Origin of the sequence: Afifella sp. IM 167 (assembly GCF_020144925.1) — a bacterium.
GTDB lineage: Bacteria > Pseudomonadota > Alphaproteobacteria > Rhizobiales > Afifellaceae > Afifella.
Map to the genome: position 1 here is coordinate 367,365 of NZ_NSLC01000001.1, position 13,076 is coordinate 380,440.

The 13,076-nt window shown below is 67.2% G+C and carries 15 protein-coding genes; 12 read left to right on the top strand and 3 right to left on the bottom strand.

Features of this window, described 5'->3' with window-relative positions; all coding sequences use genetic code 11:
• Window positions 1–10 precede the first annotated feature (10 nt).
• Window positions 11–955, top strand: coding sequence for an MBL fold metallo-hydrolase (locus CLD20_RS01810; RefSeq protein WP_224404880.1), 945 nt, complete (start codon window positions 11–13; stop codon window positions 953–955).
• Window positions 956–976: 21 nt separating this feature from the next.
• Here CLD20_RS01810 and CLD20_RS01815 read toward each other — a convergent pair whose 3' ends face one another.
• From CLD20_RS01815 to CLD20_RS01825, 3 genes are all read right to left on the bottom strand, one after another.
• Window positions 977–2,071: a YeeE/YedE family protein gene (locus tag CLD20_RS01815; RefSeq protein WP_224404881.1), complete on the bottom strand. Its 1,095-nt coding sequence runs from the start codon at window positions 2,069–2,071 to the stop codon at window positions 977–979.
• Between the two features lie 103 nt (window positions 2,072–2,174).
• The gene (locus CLD20_RS01820; RefSeq protein WP_224405047.1) at window positions 2,175–2,486 is read right to left on the bottom strand and encodes a helix-turn-helix transcriptional regulator; all 312 of its coding nucleotides are present in this window, start codon (window positions 2,484–2,486) and stop codon (window positions 2,175–2,177) included.
• 181 nt (window positions 2,487–2,667) lie between these two features.
• Window positions 2,668–3,048, bottom strand: coding sequence for a transcriptional regulator (locus tag CLD20_RS01825; protein WP_224404882.1), 381 nt, complete (start codon window positions 3,046–3,048; stop codon window positions 2,668–2,670).
• Between the two features lie 139 nt (window positions 3,049–3,187).
• Between CLD20_RS01825 and CLD20_RS01830 the strand changes: the two genes are divergently transcribed.
• The 11 genes from CLD20_RS01830 (at window position 3,188) to CLD20_RS01880 (ending at window position 12,899) form a co-directional block, all read left to right on the top strand.
• Entirely contained in the window at window positions 3,188–3,922 is a 735-nt protein-coding gene (locus CLD20_RS01830) for a cytochrome c biogenesis CcdA family protein (RefSeq protein WP_224404883.1), read from the top strand.
• 97 nt (window positions 3,923–4,019) lie between these two features.
• Window positions 4,020–4,553, top strand: a complete 534-nt coding sequence (locus CLD20_RS01835; protein WP_370636778.1) for a SoxW family protein — start codon at window positions 4,020–4,022, stop codon at window positions 4,551–4,553.
• Between the two features lie 152 nt (window positions 4,554–4,705).
• Entirely contained in the window at window positions 4,706–5,161 is a 456-nt protein-coding gene (soxX, locus tag CLD20_RS01840) for a sulfur oxidation c-type cytochrome SoxX (protein WP_224404885.1), read from the top strand.
• 24 nt (window positions 5,162–5,185) lie between these two features.
• On the top strand, window positions 5,186–5,641 hold the full coding sequence (gene soxY / locus CLD20_RS01845; protein ID WP_224404886.1) for a thiosulfate oxidation carrier protein SoxY: 456 nt from the start codon (window positions 5,186–5,188) through the stop codon (window positions 5,639–5,641).
• Window positions 5,642–5,662: 21 nt separating this feature from the next.
• Complete coding sequence (gene soxZ / locus CLD20_RS01850) at window positions 5,663–5,989, top strand: thiosulfate oxidation carrier complex protein SoxZ (protein WP_224404887.1); 327 nt, start codon at window positions 5,663–5,665, stop codon at window positions 5,987–5,989.
• A gap of 88 nt (window positions 5,990–6,077) precedes the next feature.
• Window positions 6,078–6,896 (top strand): sulfur oxidation c-type cytochrome SoxA, encoded by an 819-nt coding sequence (gene soxA / locus CLD20_RS01855; RefSeq protein WP_224405048.1) that lies wholly within the window; start codon window positions 6,078–6,080, stop codon window positions 6,894–6,896.
• 159 nt (window positions 6,897–7,055) lie between these two features.
• Window positions 7,056–8,744, top strand: coding sequence for a thiosulfohydrolase SoxB (soxB, locus tag CLD20_RS01860; RefSeq protein WP_224404888.1), 1,689 nt, complete (start codon window positions 7,056–7,058; stop codon window positions 8,742–8,744).
• Between the two features lie 96 nt (window positions 8,745–8,840).
• Entirely contained in the window at window positions 8,841–10,100 is a 1,260-nt protein-coding gene (gene soxC / locus CLD20_RS01865) for a sulfite dehydrogenase (RefSeq protein WP_224404889.1), read from the top strand.
• On the top strand, window positions 10,084–10,833 hold the full coding sequence (locus CLD20_RS01870) for a c-type cytochrome (protein ID WP_224404890.1): 750 nt from the start codon (window positions 10,084–10,086) through the stop codon (window positions 10,831–10,833). The genes soxC and CLD20_RS01870 overlap by 17 nt, the downstream gene beginning before the upstream one ends.
• A 41-nt stretch (window positions 10,834–10,874) precedes the next feature.
• The gene (locus tag CLD20_RS01875) at window positions 10,875–11,585 is read left to right on the top strand and encodes a c-type cytochrome (protein ID WP_224404891.1); all 711 of its coding nucleotides are present in this window, start codon (window positions 10,875–10,877) and stop codon (window positions 11,583–11,585) included.
• Window positions 11,586–11,615: 30 nt separating this feature from the next.
• Complete coding sequence (locus CLD20_RS01880; RefSeq protein WP_224404892.1) at window positions 11,616–12,899, top strand: NAD(P)/FAD-dependent oxidoreductase; 1,284 nt, start codon at window positions 11,616–11,618, stop codon at window positions 12,897–12,899.
• Window positions 12,900–13,076 lie beyond the last annotated feature (177 nt).

Consider the following 13,076-nt stretch of genomic DNA (forward strand, 5'->3'; position numbering starts at 1 on the left):
GAGGAAGCCGGTGAGAACGCTCGCAGAGACAACGCGTCGCGAATTTCTGGCCGGGGCGGCCGCCGTCGCCGCGGCGGGCCTGGCGGCCCGGCCCGGCAGAGCGCTGGCGGCGCCGGCGGCAAACGCGCTGAAGCTCGGCGAGGCGGAGGTCACCGTTCTTTCGGACGGCACGCTCACCCTGCCGATGGATTTCGTCCTGCCGGAGACGGAAAGGAGCGAGATCGAAGCCCTTCTCGCGCCGCGCGGCATCGCCACGGACGCGCTGAGACCCGACCTCAACGTCACGCTCCTGAGGACGCCGGACCGGCTCATCCTTTTCGACGCCGGCTCCGGCCCGCATTTCCAGGACACCGCCGGGCGCCTGCCGGAAAGCCTCGCCGGCGCCGGCATCGACCCCTCAGAAATCACCGATATCGTCTTCACCCACGGCCATCCCGACCATCTGTGGGGCGTCGTCGACGATTTCGACGAACGCGTCTTTCCCGAGGCGACCCACTGGATGCCGCAGGATGAATGGGCCTATTGGCGCGACGAGGCCACGCTTGCCGCCACGCCCGAGGCCCGCAAGAGCTTCGTCGTCGGGGCGCGCTCGCGCATGGAAGCGATCGAGGACCTCGTCCAGCTCGTCCAGCCCGGCGACGAATTGCCGGGCGGCATCGAGGCGATGGCGACGGTCGGTCATACGCCCGGCCACACCTCCTACATCCTCCATGGCGGCGGCGAGAGCCTGCTCGTCACCGGCGATGCGCTGACCAACCACCTCATCTCCTTCGAGCGCCCGCTCTGGCATTCCGGCACCGACCACGATCCGGAGACGGCGGCGAAGACGCGCCTGCGGCTGCTCGACCGGATCGCCGCGGACCGGATGCGCATCATCGGCTACCACCTGCCGCAGCCCGGCATCGGCACGGCGGAAAGGAAGGACGCGGCCTACCGCTTCGTGCCGGCGGCCTGACGCGGGCCTGACGCCGGGCGGCTATTCAGCCGGCAGCTTCGGATGCGAGCGGAAGGGCGCCAGCGGAGAGCCTTCCAGGAGCCAGCCGAGCCCCATCTTGGCGCCGACAACGATGGAGATCATGACGATCGGGGCCGAAAGGGCGAGGACGGAAACGGCCGAAACGCCCTGCCCGATCGTGCAGCCCATGGCGGCGACGCCGCCGACTCCCATCAGCGTGCCGCCGAGAAGATGGCGGCCGAGCTCGCGCGCGTCGTCGCAGGCCTCCCAGCGCACCTCCTGGTGCCGCCAGGCGCCGAGCGCGGCTCCCGCCAGCGTGCCGACGACGAGGCCGACCCCGTAATCCGGCAGGTCGCCGGTAAACGTGATCATCTGCAGGATCGTGTCGCCGACGGGGACGACGAAGGAGCCCGCCTCGATCTGCACCGGCCCGAAAGCGTGGCCCGCCGCGAAGGTGGTCGCCAGCCAGCCGAAGGCGATGACGAAGCCGATCCCCGTGCCGGCGAGGATCTGCCGGCCCTTGCCGCGATAGGCCCGGTCCTTGAAGACCCAGAAGAGCATCGCCGCCGCCGCGGCCGCCGCGACGGGAAGACGAAGATCGAGGCCGATCAGGGCCGAAGCGAGGCTGCCGAGCGACTGGTCGCCGGCAAAGGAAAGGTCGAGCGCCATGTCGTCGACGAGGAGGATGCGCGCCTTGCCGAGGATGCCGCGCTGCGTGGCGAGCGCGGCAAGCCCCAGAGCCGTCAGCACGACGAGCGAGCGCAGGCTGCCCCCGCCGAGGCGGATGACGGCGCCGAAGCCGCAGGTGCCGACGAGCGCCATGCCGAAGCCGAAGAGAAGCCCGCCGCCGATGGCGCCGCTGAGGCCGAAGGCCGGGGAAAGATAGAAGGAGCGGGAAGGTTCGACGAGGCCGGCGAAGGCCATCGCCTGCGTGGCGACGAGCGCTGCTGCGGCGGCGAGCACCCAGGTCCTGAGGCCGGTGCCGTCGCCCGCATACCAGTAGCGCTCCAGCGCCGAGAGCGTGCAGAACCGGCTGACCCGGGCCGCATAGCCGAGAACGATGCCGGCGGCGAGGCCGGCGAACGGCAGCCATAGCTGCGCGTCGAGCCCGTCCATTCGCATTTCTCCCCGCCCGCCGCTTCGCGCGGCGGTTGTCGTTCAGGCGATGCTACGCCCGGCGGGAGAAATGGGCAAATGCCCGGGGCGCCAGGACGTGCGCCTAGGCCCCTTCCTTCTCCAGAACCGGGCGGCAGAAGAGATCGTAGAGGGCGCCGATGATGCGGGAGACCTCCTCGTCGGCGATGCTGTAGTAGATCATCCGCCCGTCGCGGCGCGTCGTCACGAGCCGGTCGAAGCGGAGCCGCGCCAGCTGCTGCGAGACGGCGGCCTGCGGCATGGTCAGCATCTCCTCCAGCTCCGAGACCGATTTCTCGCCGTCGGAGAGAAGGCACAGGAGCAACAGGCGCGTCTCGTGGGACAGCGCCTTGAGGAGGTCGCTCGCCAGCCGCGCCTGCGCCACGAGCTGGTGCATGTCGGCCTGGGTCTTCGGCGGCTTGAGCTGCGTCAGCGTCTGGACGGAGCCCGCCTGCGCTTGGGTCATCTTGTTGAAATCCTGCTACGAGCCGGTTTGCCGGCCGTTTTGTTTTGCCCGCAGATGCGGGCTGATTTGCTCTGCAAAATTAATGCCATCGCCTCTGTCCGCAAGCGCCCGCCTACATCGAGGCAGGCGCCTTTCCGAGCTTTGCCAGCATTTCGGAAAACAGCGGCCAGAAGAATTCCTGCCCTGGATAGCCGCGCATCCGGTCGATCTCCACCCCTTCCTCCACCAGAACGAAGGTTGGCGTCAGCGCCTCGCGGGAGATGCCGGCAAGGTCGGCCGGCCAGGGCTCCGTCACGTCGACGAAGCGGATCGGAGCGCGCTGGCCCTCCTCGGTCCTGGCGTAGGCCGGGCCGATCTCGGCGTGCCAGCGCTGGCACCAGACGCAGCCGGGCCGCTGCAGCATGAGAAGCTCGGCCGCCCTCGCCGTGCCGGCGCCCTGCGGGGCGAGGCCGAAAGCAAGGCCGAGAAGGAGAAGAGCGTAGAGGGACCGCATCCTGCCTTTTCCGGAAATGGCCGCCTGCCACGGCCAGCGATGAATTTGACGATTGCAATATATAGATATTTCTGAATACTTCCATCCCCAACAACCAGGGCGCCGCGACAGACGGCGCGAGGAAGGGGCGGGGTCAGAAATGCTTGAAGTGTCGATCGGAGCTGCCTTCCTAGCAGGCTTCCTGTCCTTCGTCTCGCCCTGCGTCCTGCCGATCGTGCCGCCCTATCTGTGCTATCTGGCGGGCGTCAGCTTCGACCAGCTGCAGGACGACACGCCGCCGCCGGGCGTCGGCCGGCGCATCATCTTCGCCGCCATCGCCTTCGTCCTCGGCTTTTCCACCGTCTTCGTGGCGCTCGGCGCCACGGCGAGCCTCCTCGGCCAGACGGTCGCCCGCTATTTCGACACGCTGTCGATCGTCGCCGGCATCCTCATCATCGTCATGGGCCTGCACTTCCTCGGCCTGTTCCGCATCGGCCTCCTCTATCGCGAGGCGCGGGTCTCGGTGGAGAAGAAGCCGGCCGGGCTCCTCGGCGCCTACGTGATGGGGCTTGCCTTCGCCTTCGGCTGGACGCCCTGCGTCGGGCCGGTGCTGGCCGCGATCCTCTTCGTCGCCGGTTCCACCGAGACGACGATGCGCGGCGCGCTGCTTCTGGGGGTCTACGCCCTCGGCATCGGCCTGCCCTTCATCCTCGCCGCCGCCTTCGCCAGCCGCTTTCTCGGCTGGGCGATGCGCTTCCGCCGCCACATGGGCACGGTGGAAAAGGCCATGGGCGGCCTCCTCGTCGTCACCGGCCTTCTCTTCGTCACCGGCCAGATGTCGGCGATCTCCTACTGGCTGCTGGAGACCTTTCCGGCCTTCTCGCAGATCGGCTGACCTTCATGCATTCGGGAGGAACGAAACGATGAAACGCCTCTTCGCCGCCCTTCTCTTCCTCGCTTTCGCCGCCGCCGGCCCGGCCGCCGCGCCGGGCATGGCCGCGACCATGGGCGATGACGGCCTCCACAAGGAGGACTGGTTCTCCATCACCTTCCGCGACATCGCCGAGGACATCGCGGCGGCCCGCGAGGAGGGCAAGCGCCTCGCCATCGTCTTCGAGCAGCGCGGCTGCATCTACTGCAAGAAGATGCATGAGGATCTCCTCTCCGATCCCGAGGTGCGCGACTACATCCGCGAGAACTTCAAGGTCGTGCAGTACAACATGTTCGGCGACGAGGAGGTCACCGACCTCGACGGCGAGGCGCTGACGGAAAAGACCGCGGCCCGCAAATGGGGCTACGTCTTCACCCCCACCATCGTCTTCCTGCCGGAGGCCGCGCCCGAAGGCGACGCCACCGTCGCAAAGGCCGCCGTCGCCACCATGCCCGGCGCCTTCGGCAAGTGGACCTTCCTGCACATGTTCCAGTGGGTGCGCGAGAAGGGCTATGAGGGCGACGAGCACTTCCAGAAATACCACGCGCGCAAGCTCGACGAGCTGCGCCAGCAAGGCCGCCTGGCGGGAGAATAGGACAGGGGAAAACACATGCCCGGCGGGCACATCGGCAAAATACATGCAAATAATTATATTTACATATTGATGCGGAGCGTGCGGCCGGCTAGTCTGCACGCCGCACTAGAAATCGGATGAACCGGTTCAGGCTCAGGAGGAACGCTGGCGAGATGATCAAGGCAATCGGACTGGGCGCCGCCACGGCGCTCCTTTTCACCGCGATGGCCGGTGCAGCGCAGATGCAGCCGAGCGATGAGCTGAGCGCGGAGACCTCGCTCACCGGCTCCGTCGGCGATCCCGTCGAAGGCCGCAAGGTCTTCGCCGACCGCAAGCTCGGCAATTGCCTGGCCTGCCACGCCGTCTCCGACATGTCCGACCAGCTCTTCCACGGCGATGTCGGCCCGACGCTCGACGGGGTGGCCAACCGCTACGCGCCCGAGCAGCTGAGGGCCATCGTCGTCAATTCCAAGGAGATGTTCGGCGACCAGACGATCATGCCGGGCTTCTACACGCTGAAGGTCGGCGTCGATGTCGCCGACGAGTTCCAGGGCGAGCGCATCCTCACTGCCCAGCAGGTGGAAGATGTCGTCGCCTACCTGACCACGCTCACGAAAGACCCGAACTAGGTCGTGACCCACGAGGAGAACGAAATGAAGCTGACGCGACGCGAAGCGCTGGTGCTTTCCGCCGGCGCCGCGCTCATCGCCTTTGCCGGCGGCCGCGCCGGACCGGCTTTCGCCGGTGCGGCCGAGACCGATCAGGCGATCAAGGATTTCACCGGCGGCACCGAACCGCAGAGCGGCCGCATCACCCTGACGGCGCCCGAGATCGCCGAGAACGGCAACACCGTGCCGGTCTCCGTCTACGTGGAGAGCCCGATGACGGCCGAGGACCATGTGGCCTCCGTCATGCTGCTGGCGGAGGGCAACCCCAATCCGGACGTCGCCACCTTCCACTTCACGCCGATGAGCGGCGAGGCGACGGCAACGACCCGCATGCGCCTCGCCAAGACGCAGAACGTGGTCGCCGTCGCCAAGATGAGCGACGGCTCCGTCTACGTGGACAGGAAGGAAGTCAAGGTCACGATCGGCGGCTGCGGCGGCTGATCGAGGAGAGGAACGAGAAAAATGGCAACTCCCAAGCCCCGCGTGAAGGTGCCGAAGACGGCCTCCGCCGGCGAGATCGTCACGGTCAAAACGCTGATCAGCCACGAGATGGAATCGGGCCAGCGCAAGGATCAGAACGGCAACGCCATCCCGCGCAAGATCATCAACAAGTTCACCTGCACCTTCGAGGGGGAGCCCGTCTTCTCCTGCGATATCGATCCGGCGATCGCCGCCAACCCGTATTTCGAGTTCGCGGCCAAGGTCGAGAAGAGCGGCACCTTCGCCTTCGAATGGGTCGATGACGACGGCAGCGTCTACACGGCCGACGCCAAGATCGAGGTGAACTGACGACCGGCAGGCGATGCATCGGCCGGCTCAATTGGAGGGAACTGCCTTGAACAAGAAAAAACCGGTCCTTGCGGCCGCAATCGGGCTGATGGCCGCCATGGCCATCGGCCCGGCCCAGTCCGATCCGGTCGACGACAAGCTCGTCATCGACGGCGAGCTGGAGATGGTCACCCGCACAAAGGCGCCGGAGGGAAGCCCCTTCGAAGAGGTCCTCTCCGGCTGGCTCTACCGCACCGAGGAAACCCGGGCGCTGGAGGCCGATTCCTTCCAGAATCCCGGCATGCTCTACGTCGAGCGCGGCGAGGAGATCTGGAACGAGGTCGACGGCGCGGCCGGCAAGTCCTGCGCCTCCTGCCACGGCGAGGCGGCGAGCTCGATGAAGGGCGTCGGCGCGCATTATCCCAAGTGGAACGCGGCCGCCGGCAAGCCCTACAATCTGGAGCTCAAGATCAACGACTGCCGCACCGCCAACATGGAGGCCGAGCCCTACAAGTTCGACGCCGCCGACCAGAAGGCGCTCGTCACCTACATCAAGCACCAGTCGATCGGCATGCCGATGGAGATCGACCTCTCGGCCGGCGACATGCAGTCCTGGTGGGAGCGCGGCAAGGAGCGCTACTACCTGCGCATGGGCCAGCTGAACCTCGCCTGCGCCACCTGCCACGAGAACTACAACGGCCACTATATCCGCGCCGACCACCTCAGCCAGGGCAACGTCAACGGCTTCCCGACCTACCGGCTGAAGCAGGCCAACATGGTCTCGCTGCACAACCGCTTCCGCGGCTGCATCCGCGATACGCGGGCAACGCCCCCGAAGGCCTTCTCCGACGACCTGATGGCGCTGGAGGTGTACGTCACCTGGCGCGGCGGGGGCCTTTCGATCGAGACCCCGGCAGTTCGCCAGTAGGCGCCCCCGATAGGCGCGCAAGCGGCCTGAATATCCCGCGCGGCGGCGAGCCCGCCGCGCCCGCCGCCCGAAGCGGCAAGATGGCGAAACGGCGGGAGAAAGTCCCGGCGGCCCGTTCGGTCGCCGACCCTTTCCCGCGTCACCGGAACGGACGGAAAGATGTTCTCACGGCGTGAATTCCTGATGGCGGCGACGGCCACCGGCGCGATCCTCGGCCCGGGCCTCACAGGCTGGTCCCGGTTGATGGCCCAGCAGGCGCTCTCCGAGGACGACCTCCTCGCCATGCCCGCTTTCGGCAACGTCACGCTCGTCCACATCACCGACCTCCACGCCCAGCTGAAGCCGATCTATTTCCGCGAGCCTTCCGTCAACCTGGGCGTCGGTGAAGTGGCGGGCCTGCCGCCGCATGTCACCGGCGCCGATTTCCTGAAGCTCTACAACATCGAACCCGGCTCGCCGCACGCCTATGCGCTGACCTCGGAGGATTTTGCCGCCCTCGCGAAAACCTACGGAAAGATGGGCGGGCTCGACCGCGTCGCCACCATCGTGAAGCGCATCCGCGCCGAGCGGGGCGACAGCATGCTTCTGCTCGACGGCGGCGACACCTGGCAGGGCAGCTACACCGCCAACAAGACACAGGGCGCCGACATGATCGAGGTCATGAACGCGCTCGGCCCCGACGCCATGACCGGCCACTGGGAATTCACCTACGGCATGGACCGGGTGCAGGAGGCGATCGACGCCCTGCCCTTCCCCTTCCTCGGCTCCAACATCTACGACCAGGAATGGAACGAGCCGGCCTTCTCCCCGATGGAGACCTTCGAGCGCGGCGGCGCGAAGATCGCCGTCATCGGCCAGGCCTTCCCCTATACGCCGATCGCCAATCCGCGCTGGATGATCCCGAACTGGTCCTTCGGCATCCGCGAGGAAGATATCGCCGGCCATGTGGAGGCGGCGAGGAGCGAGGGCGCCGACCTCGTCGTCCTCCTCTCCCACAACGGCTTCGACGTCGACCGCAAGCTCGCCTCGCGCGTGCCCGGCATCGACGTCATCCTGACCGGCCACACGCACGACGCCCTGCCGGAGCCCGTCCTGGTGGGCAAGACGCTGCTTGTCGCCTCCGGCTCCAACGGCAAGTTCGTCTCCCGGCTCGACCTTGACGTCGAGGGCGGCGAGATGAAGGGCTTCGCCTATCGCCTCATCCCGGTCTTCTCCGACGTCATCGCGCCCGACGCCGACATGTCGGCGCTCATCGACAAGGTGCGCGCGCCCTATGAGCCGGAGCTCTCGCGCGAGCTAGCCCGCACCTCCTCGCTTCTTTATCGGCGCGGCAATTTCAACGGCACGCTCGACGATGTCTTCTGCGAGGCGCTGCTGGAAGAGCGCGAGGCCGACATCGCCCTCTCGCCGGGCTTCCGCTGGGGCACGACCCTCGTTCCCGATCAGGCGATCACGGTGGAGGATCTCCACAACGCCTGCGCCATGACCTATCCGGCCGCCTACCGCTCCACGATGAGTGGCGCGATGCTGAAGGACGTCCTGGAGGACGTCGCCGACAACCTCTTCAACCCGGATCCCTACTATCAGCAGGGCGGCGACATGGTCCGCGTCGGCGGCATGACCTACGCCATCGACCCGGCCGCCACGATGGGCGCGCGCATTTCCGAGATGACCCTGGCAAGGACGGGCGAGCCTCTCGATCCCGCCCGGGATTACGTCGTCGCCGGCTGGGCCTCGGTCAACGAGGCGACGGAAGGTCCGCCGATCTGGGACGTCGTGGAATCCTGGCTTTCCCGCCATCCGGAAGTCGAGATTCCGCAAAACCGACCGGTGAGCGTCAAGGCCTGAAACCGGTGCGATTACCGGTTGAGCACACCGGTCATTCGCGCTATACATAGAAAACTTTGCATATGTCGTGCGGTGCGCGGCAGGCAGGAGCAAGGGATGCAAGCGAAGAAGGGCATCAACCGCCGGGGTCTCCTCACCGCGGGCCTCGCCATGGGTGGGGCAGCGCTTTCGGCGCGCGCCGCCTCCGCCGGCGGCGATCCGGCCATCCTCGAAGTGCAGGACTGGAACCGCTATCTCGGCGATGGCGTTCAGGCCCGGCCCTACGGCACCCCGTCGCAGTTCGAGGCGCATGTCGTGCGCCGCGACGTGGAATGGCTCACCGCCTCCACCGAGAGTTCGGTCAACTTTACCCCACTGCACGACCTCGACGGCATCATCACTCCGAACGGCCTGTGCTTCGAGCGCCATCATGCCGGCATCGCCGAGATCGACCCGGCCCAGCACCGGCTGATGATCAACGGCCTCGTCGAAAAGCCCCTCGTCTTCACCATGCAGGACCTGATGCGCTTTCCGCGCGTCAATCGCGTCTACTTCCTGGAATGCGCGGCCAATTCCGGCATGGAATGGCGCGGCTCGCAGCTCAACGGCTGCCAGTACACGCACGGCATGGTCCATTGCGTCATGTATACGGGCGTGCCGCTGAAGACCGTGCTGGAGGAAGCCGGCCTCAAGACGAACGCCAGATGGGTCCTGCCGGAGGGTGCCGACGCCGCGATGATGACGCGTTCGGTGCCGATCGAGAAGGCGCTCGACGACTGTCTCATCGCCTTCAAGATGAACGGCGAGGCGCTTCGCCCCGAGCAGGGCTATCCGCTCCGGCTCGTCGTGCCGGGCTGGGAAGGCAATATGTGGGTGAAGTGGCTGCGCCGCATCGAGGTCGGCGACCAGCCCTGGCAGCAGCGCGAGGAAACCTCGAAATACACCGACCTTCTGGCGAACGGCACGGCCCGGCGCTTCACCTGGCTGATGGAGGTGAAGTCCGTCATCACCAGCCCGAGCCCGCAGCTTCCCGTGGCCCACGGCAAGGGCCCGCTGGTCATTTCCGGCCTCGCCTGGTCCGGCAACGGCACCATCAAGCGGGTGGACGTGACCACCGATGGCGGGCGCAACTGGAAAACGGCGCGCCTCGACGGGCCGAGCCTGCCGAAGGCGCTGCACCGCTTCTATCTCGATATCGACTGGGACGGCTCGGAATTGCTGATCCAGTCGCGGGCCATGGACGAGCACGGCTTCGTGCAGCCGACCAAGGACGAGCTCCGCCTCGCCCGCGGCGAGAACTCCATCTACCACAACAACGGCATCCAGACCTGGCATGTCAAAGCCGACGGGACGGTCGAGAATGTCGAAGTCGCTTAAGCTCGCGGCCGCGCTCGCGGTCACCGTCGCGGCCTTTGCCGCCCCCTTCCTGCTCGCCGGCCAGCGCACGGCCGTCGCCGAGGAGCCCGCGGCGGCGGGCGCGCCCTTCGCGCCGCATCAGCCCGGCGCCTTCGGGCTCGGCCGCGAGGCGACCCCGGAGGAAGTGGCCGCCTGGGACATCGATATCCGCCCGGACGGAACGGGGCTGCCGGAGGGTCGCGGCACCGTCGCGGAAGGCGACGAACTCTTCCAGGAGCAATGCGCCGTCTGCCACGGCGTCTTCGGCGAGGGCGCCGGGCGCTATCCGGTGCTTGCCGGCGGTCTCGATTCCCTCACCAACGAACGGCCGGAAAAGACCATCGGCTCCTACTGGCCGTACCTCTCCACGGTGTACGACTACATCCGCCGCGCCATGCCCTTCGGCAATGCGCATTCGCTGAGCGATGACCAGATCTACGCCCTGACCGCCTATCTGCTCTACCTCAACGACGTGGTCACGGACGAGGAGTTCGAGCTCTCCAAGGCGAATTTCGCCGACATCCATCTGCCCAATGAAGGCAACTTCATTCCCGACGACCGCCAGGAAGAAGCGCATTACGCCGCCGATGCCGAGCCTTGCATGAGCGCGTGCACGCCGGAGCCGGTGAAGATCGTCATGCATGCGCGCATTCTCGACGTCACGCCGGGAAGCATCGACGACGAGGAGGGGGCAGGCGCCGGCTCCGTCGACTGAGGGGCCGCGCCTGAACCGCCTCCCGATGAGGAGGAAAGGCCATGCGTCAGCGACGGCGCGGGCTCGGCCGTTCGGCAGGCCTTGCGCTCGCCGCGCTTTCCTGCGGCAGCGCGCTCGCCGGCGGCGATCCCGCCGAGGGCGAGAAGGTGTTTTCGGCCTGCCGGTCCTGCCATCAGGTCGGCGAGGGCGCCCGCCATGGCATCGGCCCGCACCTCGACAGGGTGTTCGGCCGCGAGGCGGGCAGCCTTGAGGGCTTTGCCTATTCGCTCGCCCTTCGCCGCAAGGGCGCGCAGGGGCTCGTCTGGAATGCCCAGACGCTCGACGTCTACCTGAAGAGGCCGCAGGCCTATGTGCCGGGCACGCGCATGTCCTTCCGCGGCATGGCGGGAAATGAGGATCGGGCGAACCTGATCGCCTACCTGGAAGCGGCCTCGGCCGGCGCGCCCGCGGCCGATCCGGGCGCCGCGCCCGCGCCGCGCGACGAGATCGGCGCGCTCGCCATGAACATCGAGGGCGACCCCGCCCTCGGCCAGTACCTCGCCAATGAATGCGTCACCTGCCACCAGCCATCCGGGCGTGCCGACGGCATTCCCTCCATCGTCGGCTGGCCCCGGGTCGCCTTCGTGCGGGCCCTGTTCGAATACAAGACCAACGTGCGCGCCCATGAGGTGATGCGCATGGTGACGAGAAATCTCGGCAACGACGAGATCGCCGCCCTGGCGGCATATTTCGGCTCGCTCACACCACAATGAGATGGGCGGCCATTTGAGGGGAGCGAAAAAATGACATCCATGACACGCCGGACCTTCGGCATTTGGGCGGGCGCGGCGGCGGCCAGCCTCGCCTTGCCCACCTATCTGCGCGCCCAGGATCGGCCGCGTGTCGTCGTCATCGGCGGCGGCGCCGGCGGGGCGACGGCGGCGCGCTACATTTCCAAGGATTCGGAAGGCGCCATCGACGTCACGCTGATCGAGGCCAATCCGCAATACACCACCTGCTTCTTCTCCAACCTCTATCTCGGCGGCTTCCGCAGCTTCCAGTCCATCACCCACACCTACGACGTCCTTGCCGCCAATTACGGGATCTCGGTGGTGAACGGCCGGGCCGAGGCCGTCGACCGCGAGGCGAAGGAGGTCGTCATGGCCGATGGCGGCCGGGTGCCCTACGACCGGCTCGTCGTCTCGCCGGGCATCGACTTCATCTGGGATTCCGTCCCCGGCTATTCCGAGGAAGCGGCGCAGATCATGCCGCATTCCTGGAAGGCCGGCCCGCAGACGAAGCTCCTGAAGGAGAAGCTGGAGGCGGTGGAGAACGGCCAGCAGATCGTCATGGTGACGCCGCCGAACCCCTATCGCTGTCCGCCCGGCCCCTACGAGCGCGCCTCCATGTTCGCCCATATCCTGAAGTCCAAGGGCTTCACGGATTCCAAGATCATCATCCTCGACCCGAAGGAGAAGTTCTCCAAGCAGGGCCTCTTCCAGGAGGGCTGGGAGGCGCATTATCCGGGCATGGTCGAATGGTACGGGCCCGAGATCCACGGCGGCATCAAGGGCGTCGATCCCGAAAAGGGCACGGTGGAGACGGATTTCGACACCTTCAAGGGCGCCCTCGTCAACGTCATCCCGGCGCAGAAGGCCGGCGCCATCGCCCATCAGGCCGGGCTCGTCAGCGAGAACGGCTTCTGCCCGATCGACGCCGAATCGATGCGCTCCACCATGGACGAGAACATCTTCGTCCTCGGCGACGCCGCCATCGCCGGCGACATGCCGAAATCCGCCTTCTCGGCCAACAGTCAGGCGAAGGTGGCGGCGATGAACGTGCGCGGCGACCTGACCGGATCGAAGGTCTTCCCGGCCCGCTACGCCAATACCTGCTGGAGCCTGATCGCCCCTGACGACGGCGTGAAGGTGGGCGCGCAATACGCCCCGACGGAAGAGAAGATCGCCTCCACCACCTCCTTCATCAGCCAGACCCACGAGGATCCGGCGCTCAGGAAGGCGACCTACGAGGAATCGCTCGGCTGGTACGCCGGCATCACCTCCGACATCTTCGGCCGCCAGGGCTGAGCTCCATCCGGGCCGGCATTCTGACGGCGAAGCGGGGGCCGGCCCGTTCGGGAGGTCGGCCCCCGTCTTTTCTTCCTCTGCGCTGACAGCACCGCGTTCCGGTTATCGACCCGGCGCGCCATTTCGACTATGCCGACCTCGCGTCGGCGGGCCGCACAGGGCGGCACGGGCGCGCCG

Coding starts and splice junctions, on each gene's coding strand:
- soxC (WP_224404889.1), top strand. CDS start 8,841: ATGCAAGCGAAGAAGGGCATCAACCGCCGGGGTCTCCTCACCGCGGGC.
- CLD20_RS01835 (WP_370636778.1), top strand. CDS start 4,020: ATGGCCGCGACCATGGGCGATGACGGCCTCCACAAGGAGGACTGGTTC.
- CLD20_RS01875 (WP_224404891.1), top strand. CDS start 10,875: ATGCGTCAGCGACGGCGCGGGCTCGGCCGTTCGGCAGGCCTTGCGCTC.
- soxA (WP_224405048.1), top strand. CDS start 6,078: ATGGCCGCCATGGCCATCGGCCCGGCCCAGTCCGATCCGGTCGACGAC.
- CLD20_RS01880 (WP_224404892.1), top strand. CDS start 11,616: ATGACATCCATGACACGCCGGACCTTCGGCATTTGGGCGGGCGCGGCG.
- soxB (WP_224404888.1), top strand. CDS start 7,056: ATGTTCTCACGGCGTGAATTCCTGATGGCGGCGACGGCCACCGGCGCG.
- soxZ (WP_224404887.1), top strand. CDS start 5,663: ATGGCAACTCCCAAGCCCCGCGTGAAGGTGCCGAAGACGGCCTCCGCC.
- soxY (WP_224404886.1), top strand. CDS start 5,186: ATGAAGCTGACGCGACGCGAAGCGCTGGTGCTTTCCGCCGGCGCCGCG.
- CLD20_RS01825 (WP_224404882.1), bottom strand. CDS start 3,048: ATGCGGTCCCTCTACGCTCTTCTCCTTCTCGGCCTTGCTTTCGGCCTC.
- CLD20_RS01870 (WP_224404890.1), top strand. CDS start 10,084: ATGTCGAAGTCGCTTAAGCTCGCGGCCGCGCTCGCGGTCACCGTCGCG.
- CLD20_RS01830 (WP_224404883.1), top strand. CDS start 3,188: ATGCTTGAAGTGTCGATCGGAGCTGCCTTCCTAGCAGGCTTCCTGTCC.
- CLD20_RS01820 (WP_224405047.1), bottom strand. CDS start 2,486: ATGCACCAGCTCGTGGCGCAGGCGCGGCTGGCGAGCGACCTCCTCAAG.
- CLD20_RS01815 (WP_224404881.1), bottom strand. CDS start 2,071: ATGGACGGGCTCGACGCGCAGCTATGGCTGCCGTTCGCCGGCCTCGCC.
- soxX (WP_224404885.1), top strand. CDS start 4,706: ATGATCAAGGCAATCGGACTGGGCGCCGCCACGGCGCTCCTTTTCACC.